Consider the following 3,707-nt stretch of genomic DNA (forward strand, 5'->3'; position numbering starts at 1 on the left):
TTGGCCTGATGCGGAACGACCACGTCGATGTTGTCGAGCAGGGTGCCCTGCCGTCCGTCGGGCGCGGGGAGTTCCTTCAGCTCGTCGAGCATCTGCCCGAGGTACCGGCCGGCCAGCGACTTCACCTCGGGTCCGTAGACCGTGATGGCGTTGTCGAAGTCCGGGTTCGGCCAGATGATCGAGTTGATCTCGCTGGCCGGACCTCCGGCGAAGGTCTGCAGGTACTCGATGTCGCCTTCGGTACCCTCCGGCGCGACACCGAGGACGATCGCAGCCGCGCCGTCACCGAAGATCATCCGCGACGGTCGGACGTTGCCGACCTTGTCGGAGAACTTCTCGACACACACCACGAGCACCGGTCGCTGGACCTGCTGCAGAATGCGGGTCGCCTCGGAGAGGCCGTACGGCAGGCCCGCGCACGCCGCGACCAGGTCGTACGCCGCGTGCGTCTGGCCGATACCCAGTTCGCCGCAGAGCCAGGTGGCCAGCGACGGAATGGGCCGGGAGCTGGTGCACGTGCACACGAGGACGCCGCCGATTTCCTCGGGGCCCCGATTTGCATGGGCGAGAGCCGATTTCGCGGCCTTCAGTGCGAGCTCCTCGAAACTGCCCGAGGTGTAGCGGCGCTGTTCGATCCCCGTCTTCGCGGTGATCTCGTCCGCCGTCATCGGCGACCAGCTGTAGGCCGAGTTGCGGATCAGGTCCTCGTTCGTGCAGACGGTGTCGCCGTGCACCGCCGACAACGCCTCGATCCGCGGCTGGACGGCGAAGTCGCGCCGCACGTCGATCGGCGGGAACGGACGCACCGGTTCGACCGGCTCCTGCGCCGAGTACGGGGACACCGGTGCGAGCAGCGTGCCGGACGCAGGCTCGGCCAGTGCCTTGGCGATGAAGCGCTGGACATGACGATCACGCGGATGCAGGACCACCACGTAGTCGTCGTCCTTCAGGTCCTCGACCGCAACGAGCTCGGCCTGGGTGCGATCCCACGGCTGCTGGTTGTGCAGCACCATCGCCCAGCGGTGCAGGGCCTCCAGCTCCGCGACGTCCTCGCTGACGTCGAGGATCTCGTCGTAGCTGTAGCGACGGAAGTCGGGGTCGTAGTCGCCGAGCCGCAACGTCATGTTGCTCGGATCGGCAAGCAGTTGCGCGACGGTGGGCTTGACCGTCGGAAGGTCGGACGCGATGTTCTTGCGCGCGGCGAACACGTCGAAGAGGACGTCGAAGATGTGCTCCTCGGCGGTGGCGTCAGGCCCGGAGGGAAGTGCGCGGAACGCGTCCTCGATCTCCGCGGCGCGGGCTTCGCTGCCGGGCCACGGGGTCATCACCGGCATGTAGACATCGTCGCGGGTGCGCGGGACGTCCGCCCAGCGCATCGGACGCTTCTCGAACATGGTGATGACGAAACGATTCGCCCAGTACACGTTCAGTGCCATGTCGCGCATGAGGTCGGTCTTCGACCGGTAGGCACCTCGTTCGTTGCGCGCGATCATCTCCGAGACCGTCGGCGCCTTCGTGTCGAAGTCACGCCGGATGATCGAGTCGAGCTGCTCGAGACTTGTGATCGTCGAGAAGTCGAGATCGGGAAAGAAGTTGCACGGAAATACGATTCGACCGTGTCGATTCACTTCGAATTGCTGCATGTGGACGATTCGCCGTTCGGGATAGTTGTGGAACTGGAGATGATCACATGTCGAGGCCGCCGTTGACGCCCCACACCTGGCCGGTGATGTAAGAGGAGGCGTCGGCGGCGAGGAAATGCACGACTCGTGCGATCTCGTCGGGATGGGCGAGGCGCTTGACCGGGATGCTCTCCTTGATCTGGTCGAGCACCTTGTCCGGGATGGCGTCGACCATTTCGGTGGCGACGAAGCCGGGGGTGACGGTGTTGATGGTCAGGCCGATGCCACCGTCGTTGAGCTTGCCGGCGCGGGCGAGGTGGAACGCCGCCTCGCGGGCGAGGGTCTTGGTGAGGCCGAAGAGCCCGGCCTTGGACGCCGCGTAGTTCGCCTGGCCGATGTTGCCGGTCTCGCCGATGACGGACGAGACGTTGACGATGCGCCCGGTGCCGCGGGGGAGCATGTGCTTCATCGCGGCCTGCGCGAGGTAGAAGGCCCCGGACAGGTTCACGGAGATGACGGTGTTCCAGTCGTCGTCGGTCATCTTCGGGACGGTGCGGTCGATCGTGATGCCGGCGTTGTTGACCAGGATGTCGAGACGGCCGTGGCGCTCGATCACCTCGTCGATGGTACGGCGGCACTCGGCGGGGTCGGACACGTCGCCCTGGTGCACGCTCATGCCGGCACCTTCCCCGGCCTCGCGGTTGAGAACGTCGAGGAACTGCGCTGCCTGTTCGGTGTTGCGGCCGTAACCTGCGGCCACGGTTGCACCCTGGGCGGCGAGGCTGCGGCTGATGGCCGCACCGATCCCGCGGGTTCCGCCTGTCACGAATGCGACGCGTCCGCGGAGCTTGTTACCGGGTGCGGTGGCAGTGGTGGTCGACGGTTCGAGGGTGCTGGTCATTTCGTATTCTCCTGCTCTGGTCGTCCTCGACGCGAGGTGGTGTGTCGATGCGAGCGCGAACCGTCGTCGGGTTCGGCCGGCACCCCGGCCCCTCTCCTCGGATGCCCCTGCTGCTTTCCGAGGTTGCGGCGAAAACCGCTGTGGGCCGAAAGGATCGAAATCTCAATCGCGGGGGTGGTTGCTGACAACAACGATCCTGCAGCATCCCCCGCGGTTTGTCATGTCTGTCTCGCGGTCAGGACTTTGGGCCCCACCGAAGCGGTCTGAAATTCGAAAAATGCGGGTGCAGAAGAGATTTGGACGTTCGATGGGCCCGTCTCGGGCATCGAACTGGTCATACGTCCAGCATGTACCGATGGGTACGTGCCAACGGCATGTTCGGGTGGACTTCACCAATTGTTTACCTGCCGAGGGGAACTGGCGTACGTGAGTTTCGAGGTTGAAGTATCAAGATAATGAGCAACATTCGGTCGGTATGTTTTGAAAATCGTTGGTACAAGCGAAAGTACGATGTGCGAGTGCATCGGTGGCGGGTAAGGCTGCCGACCGCGTGTGGAATGCACTGAGTGCAGCAATAGTTCGAGGTCACGGACCGGAAACATTTGTCCGTGTTAACTCCTCAAGAAGTGACCCGTCCGATGTGAACATGGTCACATTGGGGTTTGACTGGCGCTCGGTGCCACACCGATCCGAGGTATCCGTCCGATTTGACACGCCGTGCCGGAGAGGGGGCCATCGGGTGCACCCACAAGGGCCCACTAGGGTGACGGACATGGGTGACAACCAGACGGTCCGATTCGGCGACGTCCGGATGGAGGTGCTCGTCGACGGCGCCGGTCCCACCGTCGTCCTGCTGCCGTCCCTCGGACGCGATTCCCTCGACTTCGATCCTGTCGCACACGATCTCGCCGCAGCCGGTTTTCGGGTGCTGCGTCCCCAGCCGCGTGGCATCGGCGCGAGCACGGGCCCGATGGACGGTCTGGACCTCCACGATCTCGCTCGGGACGTCGCGGAGGTGCTCGAGCGCCTCGATGCGGCACCGGCCGTGGTGGCCGGTCATGCCTTCGGCCACTACGTCGCCCGTGTGCTGGCGGCGGACCGGCCCGACCTGGTGCGCGGCGTCGCCGTCCTCGCCGCCGGCGCCCGACGTTTCCCCGGTTCGCTGACCGCACGCGTCGCCCGGT

The 3,707-nt window shown here is 65.2% G+C and carries 3 protein-coding genes; 1 reads left to right on the plus strand and 2 read right to left on the minus strand.

Annotated features, from left to right (window positions below; genetic code table 11):
- Positions 1-1,643: ketoacyl-ACP synthase III (locus tag I0Q12_RS24420; protein WP_231611344.1), on the minus strand; the 1,643-nt coding region annotated here is incomplete at its 3' end.
- A 43-nt stretch (positions 1,644-1,686) separates the two neighbouring features.
- Positions 1,687-2,523 (minus strand): 3-oxoacyl-ACP reductase FabG, encoded by an 837-nt coding sequence (gene fabG / locus I0Q12_RS24425; protein WP_197255564.1) that lies wholly within the window; start codon positions 2,521-2,523, stop codon positions 1,687-1,689.
- A gap of 772 nt (positions 2,524-3,295) precedes the next feature.
- On the opposite strand from fabG, the gene I0Q12_RS33770 reads away from it, so the two are divergent.
- The coding region (locus I0Q12_RS33770; RefSeq protein ID WP_231611345.1) for an alpha/beta fold hydrolase at positions 3,296-3,707 on the plus strand (412 nt) is incomplete at its 3' end.

The sequence above is a fragment of the Rhodococcus sp. CX genome (assembly GCF_015865005.1).
In the GTDB taxonomy this organism is placed as follows: Bacteria; Actinomycetota; Actinomycetes; order Mycobacteriales; family Mycobacteriaceae; genus Rhodococcus.